The 19,500-nt window shown below is 66.7% G+C and carries 20 protein-coding genes and 1 pseudogene; 13 read left to right on the top strand and 8 right to left on the bottom strand.

All coding sequences use genetic code 11. From position 1 onward, the window contains the following. Positions 1–18: 18 nt before the first annotated feature. A complete protein-coding gene (carA, locus tag ACN2C7_RS05010) occupies positions 19–1,185 on the bottom strand; it encodes a glutamine-hydrolyzing carbamoyl-phosphate synthase small subunit (protein WP_419320218.1) in 1,167 nt (388 codons plus the stop codon). Between the two features lie 299 nt (positions 1,186–1,484). Between carA and ACN2C7_RS05005 the strand changes: the two genes are divergently transcribed. Next, complete coding sequence (locus ACN2C7_RS05005) at positions 1,485–1,769, top strand: DUF1272 domain-containing protein (RefSeq protein WP_419320216.1); 285 nt, start codon at positions 1,485–1,487, stop codon at positions 1,767–1,769. A 112-nt stretch (positions 1,770–1,881) separates the two neighbouring features. Further along, positions 1,882–2,025: a hypothetical protein gene (locus ACN2C7_RS05000; protein WP_419320215.1), complete on the top strand. Its 144-nt coding sequence runs from the start codon at positions 1,882–1,884 to the stop codon at positions 2,023–2,025. Positions 2,026–2,030: 5 nt separating this feature from the next. Here ACN2C7_RS05000 and ACN2C7_RS04995 read toward each other — a convergent pair whose 3' ends face one another. Then, positions 2,031–3,191, bottom strand: coding sequence for an alpha-hydroxy-acid oxidizing protein (locus ACN2C7_RS04995; protein ID WP_419320214.1), 1,161 nt, complete (start codon positions 3,189–3,191; stop codon positions 2,031–2,033). A 131-nt stretch (positions 3,192–3,322) separates the two neighbouring features. Between ACN2C7_RS04995 and ACN2C7_RS04990 the strand changes: the two genes are divergently transcribed. Continuing rightward, the gene (locus ACN2C7_RS04990; RefSeq protein ID WP_419320213.1) at positions 3,323–4,039 is read left to right on the top strand and encodes an HAD family hydrolase; all 717 of its coding nucleotides are present in this window, start codon (positions 3,323–3,325) and stop codon (positions 4,037–4,039) included. Here ACN2C7_RS04990 and ACN2C7_RS04985 read toward each other — a convergent pair. Further along, complete coding sequence (locus ACN2C7_RS04985; protein ID WP_419320212.1) at positions 4,036–4,335, bottom strand: hypothetical protein; 300 nt, start codon at positions 4,333–4,335, stop codon at positions 4,036–4,038. The genes ACN2C7_RS04990 and ACN2C7_RS04985 overlap by 4 nt on opposite strands. Next, positions 4,332–5,408, bottom strand: a complete 1,077-nt coding sequence (locus tag ACN2C7_RS04980; protein WP_419320211.1) for an acyltransferase family protein — start codon at positions 5,406–5,408, stop codon at positions 4,332–4,334. Before ACN2C7_RS04980 ends, ACN2C7_RS04985 begins: the two co-directional genes overlap by 4 nt. 105 nt (positions 5,409–5,513) lie before the next feature. On the opposite strand from ACN2C7_RS04980, the gene ACN2C7_RS04975 reads away from it, so the two are divergent. The 4 genes from ACN2C7_RS04975 (at position 5,514) to dnaG (ending at position 10,259) form a co-directional block, all read left to right on the top strand. Then, positions 5,514–5,903, top strand: a complete 390-nt coding sequence (locus ACN2C7_RS04975; RefSeq protein ID WP_419320210.1) for a group III truncated hemoglobin — start codon at positions 5,514–5,516, stop codon at positions 5,901–5,903. Beyond that, positions 5,900–6,625, top strand: a complete 726-nt coding sequence (locus ACN2C7_RS04970) for a 2OG-Fe dioxygenase family protein (RefSeq protein ID WP_419320209.1) — start codon at positions 5,900–5,902, stop codon at positions 6,623–6,625. Before ACN2C7_RS04975 ends, ACN2C7_RS04970 begins: the two co-directional genes overlap by 4 nt. Before the next feature lie 140 nt (positions 6,626–6,765). After that, positions 6,766–7,173, top strand: a complete 408-nt coding sequence (locus tag ACN2C7_RS04965) for a hypothetical protein (RefSeq protein WP_419320208.1) — start codon at positions 6,766–6,768, stop codon at positions 7,171–7,173. Positions 7,174–8,348: 1,175 nt separating this feature from the next. Continuing rightward, positions 8,349–10,259 (top strand): DNA primase, encoded by a 1,911-nt coding sequence (gene dnaG / locus ACN2C7_RS04960; protein ID WP_419320207.1) that lies wholly within the window; start codon positions 8,349–8,351, stop codon positions 10,257–10,259. Positions 10,260–10,405: 146 nt separating this feature from the next. On the opposite strand, the gene ACN2C7_RS04955 is transcribed toward dnaG, so the two are convergent. Further along, on the bottom strand, positions 10,406–10,690 hold the full coding sequence (locus ACN2C7_RS04955) for a GIY-YIG nuclease family protein (RefSeq protein ID WP_419320206.1): 285 nt from the start codon (positions 10,688–10,690) through the stop codon (positions 10,406–10,408). Positions 10,691–11,293: 603 nt separating this feature from the next. On the opposite strand from ACN2C7_RS04955, the gene rpoD reads away from it, so the two are divergent. Then, on the top strand, positions 11,294–13,249 hold the full coding sequence (rpoD, locus tag ACN2C7_RS04950; RefSeq protein ID WP_419320205.1) for an RNA polymerase sigma factor RpoD: 1,956 nt from the start codon (positions 11,294–11,296) through the stop codon (positions 13,247–13,249). A 70-nt stretch (positions 13,250–13,319) separates the two neighbouring features. Here rpoD and ACN2C7_RS04945 read toward each other — a convergent pair whose 3' ends face one another. Together ACN2C7_RS04945 and ACN2C7_RS04940 are read right to left on the bottom strand one after the other, a co-directional pair. Further along, the gene (locus tag ACN2C7_RS04945) at positions 13,320–14,723 is read right to left on the bottom strand and encodes a DUF2235 domain-containing protein (protein ID WP_419320203.1); all 1,404 of its coding nucleotides are present in this window, start codon (positions 14,721–14,723) and stop codon (positions 13,320–13,322) included. Between the two features lie 211 nt (positions 14,724–14,934). Then, the gene (locus ACN2C7_RS04940; protein WP_419320202.1) at positions 14,935–15,156 is read right to left on the bottom strand and encodes a flagellar hook protein FlgE; all 222 of its coding nucleotides are present in this window, start codon (positions 15,154–15,156) and stop codon (positions 14,935–14,937) included. Between the two features lie 232 nt (positions 15,157–15,388). On the opposite strand from ACN2C7_RS04940, the gene ACN2C7_RS04935 reads away from it, so the two are divergent. From ACN2C7_RS04935 to ACN2C7_RS04925, 3 genes and pseudogenes are all read left to right on the top strand, one after another. Then, on the top strand, positions 15,389–17,056 hold the full coding sequence (locus ACN2C7_RS04935; protein WP_419320200.1) for a M20/M25/M40 family metallo-hydrolase: 1,668 nt from the start codon (positions 15,389–15,391) through the stop codon (positions 17,054–17,056). Positions 17,057–17,074: 18 nt separating this feature from the next. Then, positions 17,075–17,772, top strand: a pseudogene (locus tag ACN2C7_RS04930) (DUF998 domain-containing protein). Between the two features lie 115 nt (positions 17,773–17,887). Then, the gene (locus tag ACN2C7_RS04925; protein WP_419320199.1) at positions 17,888–18,229 is read left to right on the top strand and encodes a YciI family protein; all 342 of its coding nucleotides are present in this window, start codon (positions 17,888–17,890) and stop codon (positions 18,227–18,229) included. 5 nt (positions 18,230–18,234) lie between these two features. Here the strand turns inward: ACN2C7_RS04925 and ACN2C7_RS04920 are convergent, their stop codons facing one another. Then, complete coding sequence (locus ACN2C7_RS04920) at positions 18,235–18,855, bottom strand: TIGR02466 family protein (RefSeq protein WP_419320197.1); 621 nt, start codon at positions 18,853–18,855, stop codon at positions 18,235–18,237. A gap of 61 nt (positions 18,856–18,916) precedes the next feature. Here ACN2C7_RS04920 and ACN2C7_RS04915 point away from each other — a divergent pair, with 61 nt between their 5' ends. Together ACN2C7_RS04915 and ACN2C7_RS04910 are read left to right on the top strand one after the other, a co-directional pair. Then, on the top strand, positions 18,917–19,216 hold the full coding sequence (locus ACN2C7_RS04915) for an antitoxin (RefSeq protein WP_419320195.1): 300 nt from the start codon (positions 18,917–18,919) through the stop codon (positions 19,214–19,216). After that, on the top strand, positions 19,213–19,491 hold the full coding sequence (locus ACN2C7_RS04910; RefSeq protein WP_419320194.1) for a type II toxin-antitoxin system RelE/ParE family toxin: 279 nt from the start codon (positions 19,213–19,215) through the stop codon (positions 19,489–19,491). The genes ACN2C7_RS04915 and ACN2C7_RS04910 overlap by 4 nt, the downstream gene beginning before the upstream one ends. Positions 19,492–19,500 lie beyond the last annotated feature (9 nt).

Raw genomic sequence — 19,500 nt, 5'->3', positions numbered from 1 at the left:
CGAAGGCTTTGGCGCGCCCTATTTCGCCGCGGCCATCAGGCCGGCGAACCGCTCAAACAGATAGAGCGAGTCCGTCGGACCGGGGGAGGCTTCCGGGTGGTGCTGGACGCTGAACACCGGCTTGCCCGTCAGCTGGATGCCGGCATTGGTGCCGTCGAACAACGACACGTGGGTCTCTGTGACGCCCGCCGGCAGGCTGGCGCTGTCGACCGTGAAGCCGTGGTTCATCGAGACGATCTCGACCTTGTCGGTGGTCAGGTCCTTGACCGGATGGTTGGCCCCGTGGTGGCCCTGCTCCATCTTCACCGTCTTGGCGCCCAGGGCCAAAGCCAGCATCTGGTGGCCAAGGCAGATGCCGAACACCGGCTTGCCGCTGGCGACCAGCTTCTGGATCTCGGGCACCGCATAGTCGCCGGTCGCGGCCGGGTCGCCCGGGCCGTTGGACAGCAGCACGCCGTCGGGATTGCGGGCCAGGATATCCTCGGCCGAGGTGTTGGCCGGCACCACCGTGGCGCGGGCGCCGACGTGGGCCAGGGCCCGCAGGATGTTGCGCTTGACGCCATAGTCAAGGACCACGACCTCGTACTTGGGTGCGTCCAGCTTGGCGTAGCCTTCCGGCCACGACCAAAGGCCCTCGTTCCAGGTGAAGGTCTGGGTGGTCGAGGCGTCCTTGGCCAGGTCCAGGCCTTCCAGGCCCGACCAGGCCTTGGCCTTGGCGACCAGGGCCTCGAGGTCAAACACGCCGTCGGGCGAGTGGGCGATCACGCCATGCGGCATGCCGGTTTCGCGGATCTTGCGGGTCAGGGCGCGGGTGTCGACGCCGGCCAGTCCGACCATGCCGCGCCGCTTCATCCAGCCGTCGAAATCGCTGTCGGCGCGCCAGTTGGCCTGGGCGGTCGGAACCTCGCGGAAGATCGCGCCCCGGGCGGCCGTTTCCGACGCGCCGGACATCTGTTCCAGGTCGTCGACATTCGTGCCGACATTGCCGACATGCGGGAAGGTGAAGGCCACGATCTGGGCCATGTAGGAGGGGTCGGTCAGGATTTCCTGATAGCCGGTCATGGCGGTGTTGAAACACACCTCGCCGACCGCATCGCCAACCGCGCCGCAGCCCACGCCTTGCAGGATGGTGCCGTCGGCGAGCGCCAGGACACCGGTAACGCCGGGGAGAAGGTCTTGGGACATCTCGGAAGCGCCTCCTAAAAACGCGTGGTCATTGTCGCAAACTGGCGGGCCGGGCGTAACCCCGCGCCACCGGGAAAGCGGGCGATCTCTTTGCAAGACGGCGGTCGGGCTTTTGACCCGACCGCCGCGCAAACGGCGGCGTGTCTAGGGGGTGCAGTGAGGGGGGTCAACCCCTCTGATCACGGGAGTCGGGGACCGCCGCCACATTCCCGTGATATGCGAAGGAGCCCTCTCGTCGGAACAAGCCTCAACCCCTTATGGTGCAAGGCTCACCACATTGACGTCAGGGAGAACGGCCCGTGCTGGAACTGCGCCCAAATTGTGAGTGCTGCGACCGCGACCTGCCGCCTTCCAGCGAGGAGGCGCGCATCTGCACCTTTGAGTGCACCTTTTGCGCCGACTGCGCCGACACGCGATTCTTCGGGACCTGCCCCAATTGCGGCGGCGATCTGGTGGCCCGCCCGATCCGGCCCGAGGGCAAGCTGCACCGCTTCCCAGCCTCGCGGCGCAGAGTGGTCAAGGCCCACGCAGCGTGCTCCAGCCAGCGCTCGCCCGATCCGGGACCGTCCTGGGCGGCGCCCTGAAACCGCGAGCCAAACCCACCCACGGACAAGTTGTCGCGGCCTGGCATCCTTTCAAGATTATGAGGCGTTAACGCCTTGGGGCTCATGAATAGAGCTTCCAAGGAGCAGACCGATGACGACCCTCAGCGCCGCCCGCCTCATCACCACGGAAGGCTCGACGACCAGCCTGCTGAGCCTGGGTGAAACAGCGCTGCGCCTGATGCTTGTCGCCGCCCTGCCGATCAGCGCCACGATCTTTTTCATCCAGTCGTTCTAGGCCTTCTAGCTCCTGACCAGACCCGCCGCGCGCAGGGCGGCCAGGGTCGGATAGCCGTCGACCGCCATCAGAAGATCGGCCTCCGCCAGAATGCTGCGCAGGACGTGGACGACGCCCGCCACGCCTTCCAGCGCCAAGCCATAGGCATAGGGCCGACCCACGCCCACCGCCGCCGCGCCCAAGGCCAGGGCCTTGACCACGTCGCTGCCCGACCGCACCCCGGAATCGAACATCACCGGCGTCGAACCCGCGGCGTCGACCACGCCCTTGAGCATGTCGATCGCCGCCAGCCCGCCATTGGCCTGCCGGCCGCCGTGGTTTGAGCAATAGAGCCCGTCCACCCCGCCATCGATGGCTCGCCGCGCATCATCCGGATGGCAGATGCCCTTGAGGATCAGCGGCAGCTTGGTCATCGACCGCAGCCACGGCAGGTCGGCCCAGGTCAGGTTCTTGCCGAAGGTGCGGCCCCACTGGGCCACGGCGGCCTGGGGATCCTCCTCCGGCGGCTTGGCCAGCAGGGCGCGGAAGGCCGGGTCGGACATATAGTTGGCCAGGGCGTGGCCGCGCAGCTGCGGGAAATTGGCCTCGTTCAGATCGCGCGGCCGCCAGCCCGTCACCCAGGTGTCCAGCGTCACGACGATGGCTTTGAAGCCCGAGGCCTCGGCCCGGCGCACCAGGCTTTCGGCCACGTCCTTGTCCCTGGGCGTATAGAGCTGAAAGAAGCCCGGCGTGTCGCCCAGAGCGGCGGCGACCTCTTCCATCGGGTCGTTCATCAGGGTCGAGGCCACCATCGGCACGCCGGTCGCGGCGGACGCCTTGGCGGTGGCGATATCGCCATGGCCGTCCTGGGCGCACAGGCCGATCACCCCGATCGGGGCCATGAAGATCGGGCTGGGCAGCTTGATCCCGAACAGGTCGATCGACAGGTCGCGGGTGCTGCAGTCGACCATCATCCGCGGGATCAGGCCCCAGCGCTTGAAGGCCTCGGCGTTGTGGTCCTGGGTGAACTCGTCGCCGCAGCCGCCCTGGACATAGGACAGGGTCGAGGGCGGCAGGGCCGCGCGGGCCCGGGCCTCGAGGGTCTTGAAGTCCACCGGCAGGGTCGGCTTCACGCCGCGCATCAGGCCGCCGAAATAGATCTCGTTCTGATAGTCGCCGAACGCCATGGTCGCCTCCCCGGCTTATGATCTTTGCGACCAACCTGAACAGCGATCAGGCCGGATGCAAGGGCGGTGATAGGCGGGCCTGCCGCCGCAAGCGTCTTGACGCTCGCCGGCGATCCGGCGACGGGAAGAACATGCAAGCGCCCCCTACCGCCATCACCACCGTCGGCGTCGACGCCGACGACACCCTCTGGCACTGCGAGAGCCTGTTTCGCCTGACCCACCAGCGGTTCGTCGACCTGCTGTCCGAGCATGGCGACCAGGCGCATATCGAGGCCCAGCTGGCGGCAACCGAGAAACGCAACCTGCGGCTCTACGGCTACGGGGCCAAGGGCTTCACCCTGTCGATGATCGAGACGGCCATGGAGCTGACCCACGGCGAGGTCTCGACCCGGGTGATCCGCGAGATCCTGGCCGCCGGCCGCGAGATGCTGACCGAGCCGGTCGAGCCCCTGCCCGGGGTTGAGCACGCCCTGGCCCGGCTTTCGGAGCGCTATCGCCTGATCCTGATCACCAAGGGCGACCTGCTGCACCAGGAACAGAAGCTGGCCTCATCGGGCCTGGGCGACCTGTTCGCGGCCGTCGAGATCGTCTCGGAAAAGGACGCGGACACCTATCGCCGGGTGTTCGACCGTCATGGCACCGGCGCCCATCAGGCGGTAATGGCCGGCAACTCGATGCGCTCGGATATCCTGCCCGCGCTGGAGGCCGGGTCCTGGGGCGCGCTGATCCCCTATCCGCTGGTCTGGGCGCATGAAGCCGCCCAGGCGCCGGCCGATCACCCGCGCTATGCCGAGCTGGACGCGATCAGTGAACTTCCGAACTGGGTGGACGGGATTCCGGCTAGCTAGTTGCCAGTGCGGTAGGCTTGCCACTCTTCCCAGATGTTCTGGGAATTGAGGTCGTCATATCCACGTGCAGCGGCCATGGCCCGCGCTTGCGACAGCGGAAGCGTCATGCAGATCGCGCCGTCCCGAAGCGCCAAGACTTCAAGTTCTGAGAGGGGCGCGCCCTTTTCCGCCTCTTTGAAGCTCAAGAGTGTCACGAGTGGAGGAATCGGGACGATCAGCAATGGCTCGTCGGTGTCCGGCTCCCTGTTGACGGCGGCCTTCTTGGCTTTGGCAAGCAGCTTGGAGAAAACTTTCATCGCTTCCCTAGCCCCGCGATCCAGTCCCGCGCCGGGCGCTCGAACAGGATCAGCGACAGATAGGCCAGCGGGAACAGGGCCACGACCCAGAACAAAACCCACAGCCGCATCAGGTCGCCGTTCAGGTTCCACATCCCAAGCCCCACCCAGGCCAGGCCCATCTTCAGGGCGATGGGGTGCAGCATATAGAGGGTGAAGCTGAGCTGGGCCCAGGGCGCCAGGCGGCGGGTCACCGGTCCCACCGGTCCGGCGGCGTCGGCGGCGATCCCGGCCAGGCCGACGGCATAGATCACCAGCAGCAGCACATCGCGCGGAACCTTCAGCGGCGAGGCGATCAGGAAAGCGGCCAGCAGGCCCCACATCACAAGGTTCGGATAAGGCAGTCTGGCCAGCAGCGGCCGGATCTGGAAGCCCAGCATGCCGATCAGGAAGCCGGGCACGGCGCGCAGCACGCCGAAATCCCAGGTCCACTGATGGAACGGCCGGTCGCCGTGCGGGGCCTGCAACAGGATCACAAGGCTCAGGATCGCCAAGCCGCCGGTCACCCAGCGGCCTCTGGCGGTGATCCAGAACAGCAGCGGCAGGGCGATATACATCCCCATCTCGGCGCTGATCGCCCAGCTGACGAAGTTCCAGGTCTGGGATTTGCACACGCCCCAGGCGTGGATGAACAGGATGTTGGGCACGATGCAGGCGGCGTCATAGCGCCGGGGGTCGCGGTCCTGGATCCAGCCCGCCGCGCCGGCGGCGGCCACGGCGATGAACACCAGCATGGTGGCCAAGTGCAGCGGCCCCAGCCGCGCCACCCGCTTCTTCAGAAAGTCGCCGTACTTGCCCAGGGTGGTCAGGCGGCCGGTATAGATCGCCGCCATCACATAGCCGCTGATCACGAAGAACAGGTCGACGATGAGGCTGAAGGTCTTGATCGTGTCGTCGGCCAGTTGCCAGTGACCGTCCAGATTGATGAAGCGGTTGAAGTGGAACACCACGATCATCACCGCCCCGACGATGCGCAGGGCGTCCAGGTGCAGCATCTGGTCGGAATCGGGCTTCAAGGGCGGCAGCTTGATCATGGGCGAGACGTGCGCCGGAGCGCCGAAACGGTCAAGCTGGGGAACATACCCAATTTGATTCACCGCATGGTTTGGCTTGCGGGCAATCCACACCATGTAACGGCCATGACTCTGCAGCCCGCGCCCTTCACCGACGCCGAGATCGACGCCCTGGTCGAGACCTTCTACGCCAAGGTCCAGCAGCACCACCGCTTGGGCCCGATCTTCCAGAAGGCCGTCGGCGATGACGGCTGGCCCGAGCATCTGGCGACGCTGAAGCGGTTCTGGGCCGGGGTGCTGCGCGGCGACGGCGGCTACAAGGGCTCGCCCATGGCTGTGCACCAGCGGGTCGAGGGCCTGACCGAAGGCCTGTTCACCCCGTGGCTGGGCCTGTTCCACCTGACCTGCGCCGAACTGTTCGACGCGCCCCGCGCGGCCCTGGTCGGCGCCAAGGCCGAACGCATCGCCCACACCCTGAAGCGCGGCCTGGCGTTCCGGCCGGGGGCGGCGGCTTGAGCCCCCCAGATCTGCTTGAGGCGCTGCGCCAGGCCCTGGTCGATCAAGGCTATGCGCGTTCACCCGCCGAAGAGACCCGCGCCCTGCTGGGGCCCGCCACCCTGACCGACTGGGCCGGCTTCGCCGACAGCTGGAACGATCTGGGCCTGGACGGCTTCATGGCCGACGGCGGACGCTACCGGAAACGCCGCTTCGCCGCCTTCGCCGCGACGCCTGAAAGCGTGGTCCGCAAGCCGCATCAGCCGCACTATCAGAGCCGCGACTACAACGCCCTGAACGGCGGCGTTCAGCGCTGGTTCGACCCCGTGACCGACGCCATCGCCGACCATCCGGTGACCCGCGCGGTGATCTCGCAGGGGCTTGCGATCTTCCATCCGATCACGCCGCAGCCGCCCGCGTCCTGGCATGTGGAACTGCACCAGTTTCGCATCGAGGCCCGGGCCGGCGAGGCCGGCCTGCCCACGCCCGAGGGCGCGCATCGCGACGGGGTGGACTGGGTGATCGTCATACTGGTCGACCGCGTCAATGTGCTGAGCGGCGTCACCGACATCTATGCGCCTGGCGGCAAGTCCCTGGGCAGTTTCACCCTGACCGTTCCGGCCGACATGGTGCTGCTGGACGACCTTCGGGTGCTGCACGGCGTCACTGCGATCCGCCCCGAAGACCCGGACCGCGCGGCCCTGCGCGACGTGCTGGTGGTGACGTTCCGGCAGGAAATCTAGCGACCCTGACAAGTCCGGGGCCTGCAGCGCGAAGAGGCAAAAGGTGGCTATCGGATCAGAAAAGTGCTCTGAACTGGCAAGGCTGGTCCCCACTCCACGCCCGTGATCAAACACCTGGGTTGCATAGCGAGTTCGCCGACATGAAGATCGCCGGACTGGCCTTCGCCGCCCTGATGAGCCTGGTGGTTCTGTTCCAGATCGCGCTGATCCTGGGCGCGCCCTGGGGTCACCTGACCCTCGGTGGCCAGTGGTCGGGCGCACTGCCGCTGAAAGTCCGGGTGATCCCCGTGATCTCGATCCTCCTGCTGCTGGCCATGACCCGCATCGCCCTGGGCGCCAGCGGCCTGCGGACCCCGTGGGGCCCACGATGGTTGATCTGGCTGGTCTGCGCCTACATGGCCCTCGGCATCACCATGCATATCGTCACCCCCTCGGCGGCCGAGCGGATGCTGTGGCTGCCGGTCCTGACCCTTCTGTTTGGCCTCTCCCTGTGGATCGGCATCAAGCGCCCTGCGGTCCGGCTTACGCCTCAAGGGCCGATGCAGTGACTTAACGTGAGCGCGCACTCTGTGCTCGCTTGGATTTCGGTGGCAACGCAGGCCATTCACTCAAGGCTTTGACCTCGTAGCGAGCGCTTGGACTGACTGGCGCGCCGTCGCCAAAGCCTGATTCAGTGAGCTGTCACCGCAGCCGACATGGCGCCTCTGGACGACCTGCGGGTGCTGCACGGCGTCACCCCCGATCCGCCCCGAAGACTCCGCCCGCCCCGCCCTGCGCGACGTGCTGGTGGTGACGTTCAGGCAAGAGATCGGCCGGCAGGAAATCGCGACGACAGCGGCGATCTGACAAACGCACGGGTTCGCATCCTCGCCGGTTTGAGCGGCAAGTGTGGGGAGGCGGCGGAGCGTCCGGGCCAGGCCCGGATGAGTGTGGAGTGGAGTACCGTTTCGGCCGTGGCCGGAGCGCTCCGCGCGGTTGATTTTCCAGTGAGCCCTCGGGGCGCGGGGTTTTAACCCGCTCCCGATTGAGAGGCCCCCGGCGGGCGGAAGGGAAGCGACCCTTCCGGACCGCGCGGGCGATTTCAGCCCGCGCCTGGAGCGCCTTGCCGGGCGTCGCCAAAGGGTGTTCCCGGCGGTCCGGATCCGGCTTCATCACGTTCGGCCCCCGCAGGACCGCTCCGCTCCGCCAGACCCCATCGGGCCTTCAGACGACGACCGACGGGCGCGACCCGCTCGACCGCCCCCACCCCCCGTCAGGTCGCCAGCTGGACGGCCTCCCCAGGGGCGGGGCGAGGAGAAGAATACGGGCGTTTCTGAGGGGGCTGCGTCGATTTTCGATCGTGACGGTGGTCGGCGGGGTTAGGGCGTTGAATTTGTTGGGGTCGGGGCTGGGTTATCCCCGTGCGGGCACGGGGATAGGCGACCTCTTGAGATCGCCGCAGTCCCAGTTCTGCGCTCTCCCCGGCGAAGGCCGGGGCCTAGATCGAACCCACAGGCGCCCATCGCGTCGGCCAGGTCTAGAGGCGCGTCATCCCCAAAGGCTCAGGCTGAATCTGGGGCCCGGCTTTCGCCGGGGAGAGCGGATGGAGAAGAACCCTGTCCTGATCGTCCTGGCGCCCGAAGCGGATCGAACCGCGATCCGTCCAAAGCGGCGGCGGTCCCCGCCCTCACGATCCCTTGATTCAGCGCCCACGCGCCATGGCCTATGCTACAGGCCACCCGCCATGCGCTTCGACGACCGCTTCCTTGAAGAACTGAAGTCCCGCCTTCGCCCTTCCGACGTGATCGGGAAATCGGTGAAGCTGCGGCGGCAGGGGCGCGAATATGCGGGGCTGTCGCCCTTTACCAAGGAGAAGAGCCCGTCGTTCTTCGTCAATGACGACAAGGGTTTCTATCACTGCTTCTCCAGCGGCAAGCACGGCGACATCATCAGCTACCTGCAGGAAACCGAGCGGCTGACCTTCACCGAGGCGGTCGAGCGGCTGGCCTCGGAAGCGGGCATGGTGCTGCCCGAGCCCGACGTCCGCGCCGCCCAGGAAGACCGGAAACGCCAGGGCCTGGGCGACTGGATGGAGCTGGCCGCCGCCTGGTTCGAGAGCGAGCTGCGCCGCCCGGTGGGCCAGGCCGCCCGCGCCTATCTGGAGCGCCGGGGTCTGCCCGAGAGCGAGTGGAGCCGCTTCCACATCGGCTTTGCGCCCAACAACCGCACGGGGCTGAAGGACTATCTGATCGCCAAGGGCGCCCAGCCGGGCGATCTGGTCGAGGCCGGGGTGCTGATCGCCCCGGAAGACGGCGGCGCGCCCTATGACCGGTTCCGCGACCGGATCATCTTTCCGATCACCGACACGCGCGGCAAGGTCGTCTCGTTCGGCGGCCGGGCCATGGATCCCGCCGCGCGGGCCAAATATCTGAACGGCCCCGAGACCAGCCTCTTCCACAAGGGCCGGCTGCTGTACGGCCTGTATGAAGCCCGCAAGATCCTGCACGCGGCCCAGGCCGCCGCCCCCACCGAGACCAATCCGCTGGTGGTGGTGGAAGGCTATATGGACGTCATCGCCTGCCACCGGGCCGGCGTCGCGGCCGTGGCGGCCATGGGCACGGCCATGACCGAGGAGCAGATGGAGGTGCTGTGGCGCCTGCATCCCGAGCCCACCCTGTGCTTCGACGGCGACAAGGCCGGCCAGCGCGCCGCCAGCCGGGCCATGGACCGCGCCCTGCCCCTGCTGAAGCCCGGGCGCTCGTTCCGCTTCTCGCTGGTGACCGGCGGCAAGGACCCCGACGATGTGCTGCGCGAACAGGGCCCGGCGGCGCTCAAGGCCCAGGTCTCCAACACCACGCCCTTTGTCGAGCAGTTGTTCACCCGCGAGCGGGATCTTGAGCCGCTGGACACGCCCGAGCGCAAGGCCGGCCTGAAACAGCGTCTGCGCGCCGCCGCCGCCAGCATCGCCGACAAGGACCTGGCCCAGGCCTACAAGGACGACCTGCTGGGCAGGCTGGACGCCCTGTTCCCACGCACGACCTTCACGCCCAATGACGGCGGCGGTTATGGCGGGGCCTATGGCGGTGGGCGGCCGTTCACCCCGCGCGGCCAGTGGAAGAACGGCAAGCGCGAGCCGCCTGACCCCGGCATTCGCGGCATCGCCCGCGCCTTGATCGGCGAGCGCATCAATCCCTTCCACGCAGCCATCGCCGTGGCCGCCATCGACCATCCCGGCTGGGCCCGCCCCTATGACGAGGCCATCGAGCGGGTGGGCTTTGGCGATCCGCGCCTGCGCCCCCTGGCGCTGGAACTGTTCGAGGCCCTGGTCGACGACATGCACGACGACGCCCCGTTCCGCGAGATCCTGGCCCGCAGGGGCTTTGCGCCGCAGATCGCCGAGCTTGAGCGCGTCGCCCAGGCCCTGGCGGGCGCGCCGTTCCTGGACCCGAACATGGAGCAGCACCGCGCCCGGGCCCTGTGGTCGGCGTGCTACGAGGCGGTGATCGAGGTCGCCAATTCCGAACAGGCCCTGGAATCCCTGCGCCACGAACCCGTCACCGCCGGCAGCCTGACCGCCACCCGCGACCTGCGCACCCGCATCGGCGTGCTTCAGCGCCAGATCAGCAATCTGGAGTTCTGGCGGGGGGAGTCCTGAATCCGCTCTCCCCGGCGAAGGCCGGGGCCCAGATCGAACCCAGAGAGGTTAGTGCGCCTGGCTTTGTCAGAGGGCGCATCATCCCCAAACGCTCTGGATGAATCTGGGCCCCGGCCTTCGCCGGGGAGAGCGGGCTGGGGGTCGGTTTAGCCAAGGAATTCGAGGGCCAAATCGCGCCACTCCGGGTTCCGCTCCTCGATCAAGCGCAACTTCCAGCCCCGCCGCCACTCCTTGATCTGGCGTTCGCGGATCAGCGCGCTCTCACGGGAATCGTGGATCTCGTACCAGACGAGAAGCGTGCAGCCATATCTGGCAGTGAAGCCTTTCTCACCCGTTTGATGGTCATACACGCGGCTGGCGAGGTTGCCGGTCGAGCCGGTGTAGAGTGTGCCGTTGCGACGGCTGGCCATGATGTAGACGTGGAAAGCCATGGCTAACCATAACGATATAGATCCAATATTTTCAATCCATGGTTACAATTTCTCTCTCTCCCCGGCGAAGGCCGGGGCCCAGATCGAGCCCAGGGAGGTTGTCGATCAGGCTAAGGCAGTAGGCGCGTCATCCCAAGACGCTCTGGATGAATCTGGGCCCCGGCCTTCGCCGGGGAGAGCGGAAGTAAAGGCCGGAATAGGCCACGCCCCCTTGACTCCGCCCCTCCGCGCCGCCATTTGCCGACTCAAGGATTTGCCAAGCAGCTGATTGACATCGAGCGGGCCGCCGTCGCATCGCGCGCGCCCTTACCGAAACAGGATGTCACCCTCGCCGCCGACGCTGGATCCCAAGTGGTCGCGGATCGTCAAGATCGTACGCACAAGGCCGCGCTGACACGCCCGTGTCTCCGCCGAGAGGTTTCTCGCGGAGCGCTCTTCCGTGGCGAACGTTCAGCGCTGACCCAATGCGGCGCTTTGACGCCAAGATTTTTTTGGGAAACCACCGAAGGACGGCGCGGCTCCAGGCGGGCGGGACCTTTTCGGATCTAGAATTTTTTCGGCGCGCGTCTCGCGGGGGATGCCGCGTCGACTTCGGAGACCTTGATGAGCAACAATTCCTCGGCCGATACGGAAGCGCCTGAGTCCACCGGCAGCGACGGTCCGCTCCTCGACCTGACCGACGCCGGCGTCAAGAAGTTCATCAAGCAGGCGAAAGCCCGCGGCTTCGTGACGATGGAAGAGCTGAACAAGGTGCTGCCTTCGGAAGAAGTCAGCCCCGACGCCATCGAAGACACGCTGGCCATGCTCAGCGAGATGGGCGTCAACGTCGTCGAGGCCGAAGAAGACGCCGAGACCAACGAGGGCGGCGAAGTCGTCGCCCGCGAAGACAATCAGCAGGTCATCACCTCCGACAAGCCGTCGGCCTATGACCGCACCGACGACCCCGTGCGCATGTATCTGCGCGAAATGGGCTCGGTGGAGCTGCTGTCGCGCGAAGGCGAAATCGCCATCGCCAAGCGGATCGAAGCCGGTCGCGACACCATGATCCGGGGTCTGTGCGAAAGCGCCCTGACCTTCGAAGCCATCATGGTCTGGCGCGAGGAACTGGGCACGGGCCGCATCCTGCTGCGTGAAGTGATCGACCTTGAAGGCACCTACGCCGCCATCAACGGCGTCGCCGCCCAGCCCGCGACCGACGACACCGAAGCCGAACCCGCCGAGCCCGTCGATGACGAAGCCGCGCCCAAGCCGGAAGCCGAAGGCGACGACGAGGACGATTTCGACGACGGCGCCGGCCCCACCGTCAGCGCCATGGAAGGCGAACTGCGCGAAGGCGTGATGGCCATCCTGGACGCCATCGCCGGCGAGTTCGAAACCTTCCGCAAGCTGCAGGACAAGCTGGTCGGCAGCCGCCTGAAGGGCGAGGACCTCAGCAACAACGACCGCAAGGCCTATGAGGCCCTGTCGCAGACCATCATCCTGCACCTGAAGACGCTGAAGCTGAACAACAACCGCATCGAGGCCCTGGTCGAGCAGTTGTATGCGATCAACAAGCGCCTGATCGGTCTGGAAGGCCGCCTACTGCGCCTGGCCGACAGCTACGGCATCAGCCGCAGCGAGTTCCTGAAGGCCTATTTCGGCTCCGAGCTGAACCCGACCTGGAGCGATCAGGTCAAGACCATGGGCGTGCGCTGGACCAAGTTCGTCGAGAACGACCAGACCTCGGTCGTCGACATCCGCAGCGAGATCGCCGCCCTGGCCACCGAAACCGGCGTGCCGATCGACGACTATCGCCGCATCGTCCAGACCGTGCAGAAGGGCGAGCGCGAAGCCCGTCAGGCCAAGAAGGAAATGGTCGAGGCCAATCTGCGCCTCGTGATCTCCATCGCCAAGAAGTACACCAACCGCGGCCTGCAGTTCCTGGACCTGATCCAGGAAGGCAATATCGGCCTGATGAAAGCCGTCGATAAGTTCGAATATCGCCGCGGCTACAAGTTCTCGACCTACGCCACCTGGTGGATCCGTCAGGCCATCACCCGCTCGATCGCCGACCAGGCGCGGACCATCCGCATCCCGGTGCACATGATCGAGACGATCAACAAGATCGTCCGCACCAGCCGCCAGATGCTTCACGAGATCGGCCGCGAGCCGACCCCCGAGGAGCTGTCGGAAAAGCTGGCCATGCCGCTGGAGAAGGTCCGCAAGGTCCTGAAAATCGCCAAGGAGCCCATCAGCCTCGAAACGCCGATCGGCGACGAGGAAGACAGCCACCTGGGCGACTTCATCGAAGACAAGAACGCCATCCTGCCCATCGATGCGGCCATCCAGTCCAACCTGCGGGAAACCACCACCCGCGTGCTGGCCTCGCTGACCCCGCGCGAAGAACGCGTGCTGCGCATGCGTTTCGGCATCGGCATGAACACCGACCACACCCTGGAAGAAGTCGGCCAGCAGTTCTCGGTTACCCGCGAACGCATCCGTCAGATCGAGGCCAAGGCGCTGCGCAAGCTCAAGCACCCGTCGCGGTCGCGCAAGCTGCGGAGCTTCCTGGACAGCTAAGGCTGGGTCCAGGAACCGGAAACAAGGGCGCCCCGGTCGAAAGGCCGGGGCGTTTTCTTGTTTTGCGCCCTCAGGCCATGGGCAGGTTGGCCGGATAGGTCGGCGGTGGCGGAAGTCGCGGCCTTGGGCCAGGCTGCCCCGCCATCAGACGGGCGTTGGCGGGGATTTCTTCCGGGGCGCGGCAATAGCGCTCGTAGGCGGTGTCGCCCAGCTCGCGGATATGCTTTGGCCCGCTGCGATTGCTGTAGCCGCCGAGATTGCCCAGCAGGTTCTTCTTGCGGCGTTCCGGCCAGTCGACCAGCGGGTTGACGCTGGTCCGGGCGTCTTCCAGCTGGCCACCCGTCCAGTTGAACTCCAGGCCCGCCCAGGCTGCGCCCTCGGCGATCCAGCGCAGGGTGTGGCTGGAGAGGCCCAGCACGGGATTGCCGCCCCCGACCGCCCCGTGATCGCCGGGGAACCAGCGCTGCTGGTAGGGCCGGAAGCGATACGGAACATAGGCTGGGCCGGGCGTCAGGGGCTGGTCAGGTTCAAGGTTCTGCGCCACATCGCCCACCGAAAAGCCCCGCGCCGTCGCCCATTCCTGGTTCAGCACGTCGATGTTGGAGACCGGGGTCGACGAGAACACCTTGCGATTCTCGTCGATCGACACCGCGTGCCTCAGGCTGGAAATCAGCGATGAGGCCTCGGTGTCGTGAAAGCGGTATTTCGAATTGGCCGCATCGGCAAACAGCCCCAGGCGCTCGGGCAGCCCCATGGACGCCACGGTGTCCCACAGGCCCACATACATCAGTCGATAGGTGTGCAGTGTCCGGTCCGCGCCGTTTGGCCCCGCGCTCCTGGCGGTGATCTGCAGTTTTCGGGTCTGGGCTGTGTCGCGGTGCTGGAACAGCTCTTCCAGGGTGGAGGTCGCCACCGGCGAGGCTGGCGGCGCCTTGGCCGCCGCCAGCGCCTGCAGCGCGGCGGGGTCCAGATATTGGGCATAGTCTTCCTCGCCGGAGACCACGTCGTGACCGTAGCGGGCGCGGAACTGCACCGTGGCCGGACTGCGGCGGCTCTGGGTGCTGTCGGCGTAGAGCTCGAAGGCTTGTGGGCAGACATCAAAACATTCGCGCTTGAGAATGCCGATCTTGCGGATCAGGCCGCACGTGCTTCGGGCGGTAAACGCGCCGCGGCTGAAGCCGAAGATATAGATATCGTCACCGGGCTCGTAGTTCAGAACCAGGAAGCGGTAAGCAGCCTCCACCTTGCGATCCAGGCCCTTGCCAAGCGCGCCGCCGAGCGTCTTGGTGGCGAAATCGGCGATCTTGCCGACGCCGGCCGAGACACCAACGCCTTCGTCGTAGAACACAACCTGTCGAACCCCGGTGGCGCTTTCAGGCAGCACCGCCTGCGCCAGGCGCGAGACATTGGTGCGGTTCTTCATTCTCAGATCGTTCCAGGTGCCATCCAGGAACAGAGCCAGCTTCTTAGCCATCGTCATCTCCCCCGAGCCAATGCCATCCACGGTAGCATAACATTGTTATGCCCGCGATGGATTCGCCGGGAGCCAGAGAGACGGCGACCCGCTGGGCGCGACAGGCTGGAGAGCGGTGAACCCGCTCCCCGGGCAAACTTGGGGGAAGCCCGGGGAGCGTTATCCGGACGCAGCCGCTGGGGGGATGCGGGCGCGCCCTTGAAGCGGCGCGCTAGACCTTCAGGTCCAGCAGGGCGCCGGTCATGGAGTCGGCGGTCTTGGCCACCGCGACATTGGCTGCGAAATCGGTCTTGGCGGAAACCTGCTCGACCGCTTCCTTGACGAGATCGGTGTCAATCTCGCGCGCGCTCCACGTCGCCGTGCGCTGGGCGCTTTCGGTGAGGCGGTGAGCGGCGGCGGTCATGCCGGCGGCAGCGATGGCGAGGGCCTGCATGGACGAGGCTTTCCTTTGCGATGGAGGCACTCTCCCATCTCGCGGTTAAGCCCTCGCGCAAAAGAAGGGTGAAGATCGCATCAGCCATGTCAGGCCGCGAGAGCCCCCCCCCCCCCCCCCCCCGACGAACCAACATTACAAAACGTTCAGGTCACCCAATCTCGACAAGCCGCTCAGGGCTGGCCAAGGTTCGCCCCTTTCGCGGGACCAGACCCGCCCTGGAGCCTGCTTGATGTCATTTTCGCGCCGCGCCGCTCTTATCAGCGCCGCCCTGCTCATGGTCGCCCAACCCGTCCTCGCCGCTCCGAAGGCCAAGACACCCGCGTCCAGCTTCACGCCGTCGCCCGATGCGATCCGCGCTCACATGACCTTCCTGGCCGATGACGCGATGGAGGGCCGCGAGGCCGGCACCCGCGGCTATGACATCGCCGCCAACTACGTCGCCGCTCAATACGCCCTGCTGGGCGTCAAGCCCGGCGCCGCCAACGGCTCGTACCTGCAGCGCGTGCCGCTGCTGGCCTTCAAGAACGCCAGCGAGGGGTCCATCACCCTGACCGGCGCCGACGGCAAGGAGCAGGCCCTGAAGTTCGGGGAGGACTACCTGCCCAGCGCCCAGGCCCAGACGACCGAGGTCAATGTCTCCGCCCCGCTGGTCTTTGTCGGCTTTGGCCTGGTAGCCCCGGAAAAAGGCCGCGACGACTATGCCGGCCTGGATGTGAAGGGCAAGATCGTCGTCCTGCTGAGCGGCGCCCCGTCCAGCCTGCAGACCGAAGAGCGCGCCCATTACGGCAACGGCAACGTCAAGCGCCTCGAAGCCGCCAAGCGCGGCGCGGTGGGCATCATCACCATGAGCACCGCCAGCGGCGAGAAGCGTCGCCCGTTCGAGCGCGGCGTGGCCGGCTATCGCGAATGGCGCATGACCTGGCGCGACGCCAATGACGTTGGCCACGTGCGCGGCGTCTCGGCCAACAACCTGGCCTCGATCAGCCACAAGGCCGCCGGCAAGCTGTTCGCCGGCGCCCCGACCTCGCTGGAGGCGGTGCTGGCCGCCGCTGAAACCCCCGAAGGCGCGGTCAAGGGCTTCGACCTGCCGTTCAAGGCCGCCGTGGCCCTCAAGAGCGAGATCGAGAAGCGCGAGAGCAGCAATGTCGTCGGCGTGATCGAGGGCTCTGACACCACGCTCAAGGCCCAGGCCATCATCCTCAGCGCCCATCTCGACCACACTGGCGTCAACACCCACGGCACGGGCGCCGACAAGATCAACAATGGCGCGCTCGACAACGCCTCGGGCATCGCCACCCTGCTGGAGGTCGCCCGCGGCTTCAAGAACGCCAAGACCAAGCCCAAGCGCACCATCCTGCTGGTCGCCGTGACGGCCGAGGAAAAAGGCCTGATCGGCTCGGAATATTTCGCCAACAATCCGACCGTGCCCAAGGCCGACATCGCCGCCAATGTGAACCTGGACATGCCGGTGCTGCTGTATCCGTTCACCGACGTGATCGCCTTTGGCGCCGACCGCTCGACCCTGGGCCCGGCCGTGGCCAAGGCCGCCGGCCGCGTCGGCATCGCCCTGTCGGGTGACCCTATGCCCGAAGAGGGCCTGTTCACCCGCAGCGACCACTATCGCTTCGTCGAGCAGGGCGTGCCTTCGGTGTTCCTGATGACCGGCTTCCAGAACGGCGGCGAGAAGGGCTTCAAGGACTTCCTGGCCACGCACTATCACAAGCCCAGCGACGATCTGAGCCTGCCGATCGACTATGTGGCGGCCGCCAAGTTCGCTCTCGTCAACTACGAGATCGCCCGTGAACTGGCCGACGCCAAGGACCGTCCTGTGTGGAAGACGGGCGACTTCTTCGGCGCGCAGTTCGCGCCGGCGGGCCATCCGTCTGCGGCGAAGTAACTTCCGGCAAGACCGGCATTGACCCAGAGGGCGGCGGAAGAGATTCTGCCGCCCTCATAGCTTTCGAGGCTCGCTTTCCTGTGTCTGTCCGTACCGGCGCCTTCCTGAAGATCGGCGTGATCACGCCGGTGATCATGGTGTTCGACGTGTGGCTGGCCCAGCAGCTGTTTCCGGGCTTCGATCCCGGCGCCCAGTTCATCAGCGAGTTGGGCGGCCCGGCCGCCCCCGCCCCGCTGGTGTTCAATATCGGCATGGTGCTGGCCGGGACGGCCGGCCTGTTCGCCGGGGCCGGCTTCACCCATGCCCTGGAGCATGCCGGCGGGCGTCGCGCGGTCTCGGCCTTCACCGGCCTGTGGGTGGCCCTGACCGGACTGGGGGCGATCTTCGCCGGACTGTTCCACTGGCCCGACGAGATGCACCGCGCCTGCGGCGTGGGCCTGGCTATCCAGTTCGCGCCGCTGTTCACGGCCTGGGCCCTGTGGGGCGTTCCGGGCCACAAGCGCCTGGCTCAGTTCTCGCTGGGCTGGTTCTTTGGCCTGCTGCTGGTGTTCGCCCTGCTGACCGGGGTGTGGAATGTGCGCACCGGCTATGACGTCGGCTACTGGCAGCGCGGCCACGCCTTCCTGGGCCTGCTGTGGCTGGGCATCGCCGCCTGGACCCTGGAGCGCGGCTGGCGGGTGCGGATCGCGCGCGAGCTTGAGGCGATCTCGGCCTGAAATCCGGAAAGGCCTGTCAAAAAAGCCCGCAAACGATGTCGGACTGCGGTCAGGTCGTTCGTCTCTTGTCAGACAGCAGGGCGGTGACCGCCCGGGATCAACATCCGGAGACCTCATGACCCGCTATCTGATAGCCCTGCACCGCCCGGACGACTACGACCCGGCCGCCGCCGAGGACGAGGCGATGCGTCGGGGAATCAGCGCCCTGAACGAGGCGATGGTCGCCGCCGGCGTCAGGGTTTTCGTGGGCGGGCTGCAGGCCCCCGGCCGAGCCCTCTCACTACGTCTCCGGCCGGATGGACAGGTGCAGGTCATGCCCGGACCGTACCTGTCGACCGAGGAGCATGTCGGCGGCTTCTGGGTGCTGGAGGTGGCGGATCTGGATGCGGCTCTGGACTGGGGCCGCAAGGCCGCCGTCGCCTGCCGCGCCCCCGTCGAGGTGCGCCCCTTCCACTGACGGGCCTACTTCCAGGCGTAGTTGAAGCTGATGCTGATCCGCTGTTCGTCGGCCTGGTTGGGCGTCACCTCGTGGCGCAGCCAGCTTTCCCACAGCAGGATCGTGCCCGGCTGCGGCTGCACATAGACGAACGGCTGCAGGGTCTCGGGGGCGTCGGCGTTGCGCGTCGGCGCGGCCATCATCATCGGCAGGCGCGGATCCTCGAACTTCAGGGCCGAGGCGCCGGCCGGGATGGTGACATAGACCGTGCCCGAGATGACGCTGTGCGGATGGATATGGCCGGTGTGCTGGCCGCCGGGGTCGAGGATGTTGATCCACAGGCTGTCCATCACCAGCTTGCCGCCGGCCAGGTCGAAGCAAAGCTCCCTGGCGAAGGCCGCCGCGTGCTTGTCGAGCTTCTTCTTGAGGTCGGCGAACAGGCTGTCGCGCAGGGCCAGATCGTCCAGCGAGGCGTAGGAGGTATAGCCCAGATAGCCCTTCTTCTCGGCCCAGGCCTGACCGGCCTCGTCTTCTTCGGCCACGGCGATGCAGGCGTCGTGCAGGTCGTCGATGAAGGCGTCGAAGTCTTTCTCGCCGGCGAGGCTGGCTTGATAGAGCGGGGTGACGAAGAGGCTGCGTGTGGTCATGGGGCGCGTCATAGCGCCCCGCGCGGTTGACGACAAACGGGCATGGGAGGATCATCTCGGCATGGCCGACGGTGAACTGACCCTGACGATAGACGCGGCTCTGGCTCAGCGCATCAAGGCGCGCGCCGAGGCGACGGGTCAGAGTGTCGAGGACCTGGCCGCTAAAGGCCTCGATCTGGTGTTCGGCAATGACCGCGGCTTCAACGACAGCGAGGCGCACTGGAACGAGGTCCAGCGCATCGCCGAAAATGCCGAACGCGAGGGCGGCATACCCCTGGCAGACGTGGAGCGCTGGGTCGCATCCTGGGATACCGATAACGAACTGCCCCCACCTGAGCCAAGGCCCAGAACCGCTGGATGAAGGCTGTTGAACTCTCGGCGGAAGCGCGGCGAGACATCCAATACCTGCGAGGCTGGCTTGCAGATCGTGCACCCGGCGCGGCAAAACGGGCGACCCAAGCGATCATCGCGGCGACCAAGAGCCTCGCAACCTTTCCCGAACGCGGCCGCCTGGTGCGGGACAATCTGAGGGAACTCATCGTTCCTTTCGGCTCTGCGGGCTATGTCCTGCAATACGCCGTGCAGGGAGAGCGCGTGATTGTCGCCCGCGTGTTCCACAGCCTTGAACGTCGCTGAACCGCCCAG

Origin of the sequence: Caulobacter sp. ErkDOM-E (assembly GCF_048541895.1) — a bacterium.
In the GTDB taxonomy this organism is placed as follows: Bacteria; Pseudomonadota; Alphaproteobacteria; order Caulobacterales; family Caulobacteraceae; genus Caulobacter.
The sequence above is the reverse complement of the archived record's forward strand: the minus strand, read 5'-3'. Positions and strand labels throughout refer to the sequence as shown.